Source organism: Neisseria sp. P0009.S007 (assembly GCF_051962515.1).
Genome location: NZ_JBQCVF010000888.1, coordinates 1 through 447 on the forward strand (window position 1 = coordinate 1; position 447 = coordinate 447).

Annotated in this window: 1 protein-coding gene; it reads right to left on the reverse strand. The window is 54.6% G+C overall.

What is annotated here, in order from left to right:
* Positions 1-447 (reverse strand): sigma-70 family RNA polymerase sigma factor (locus ACTHS3_RS16950; RefSeq protein WP_440368633.1); only part of this gene is annotated, 447 nt, incomplete at both ends.

A 447-nucleotide genomic window follows, 5' to 3' on the forward strand; every position in this document is an offset into this window, starting at 1 on the left:
ATTTCTTTCATGGTAAACACGCGGGCGGTGTTTTCCGGCAGATGGTAGAGGCAGGTCTGTAAAACTTGGTAGAACTCTTTATTGTTCAAACTGGCTTCGGGCGAGTCCCAACCCTGAGGTTGTCCTTCATCCGTCCAATGCCCGTCAGCGGCAAAATGTCCTTCAAAGGCTTCATCCAAGGCTTCCTCGTCGCGCGTGACGAAAACTTGGCGTTGCCGTCCGATTTGGCGCAGGCAGTCGGTAATTTTGTTTTTTAAGATTGCAAACAGCCAGCTGCTCACTTGGGCGTCGCCTTTGAAACCCTCGGCCGCACGGTAGGCAGAAAGCATGGTTTCCTGTACGAGGTCTTCCGCCAAATCGGGGCGGTCGGGCAGCTGGATATGGGCAAAGCGCAACAGCAGTTTGCGGGATTCGGCAAGCTCGGCATCGGTCAGTTCGGGTAGAGCC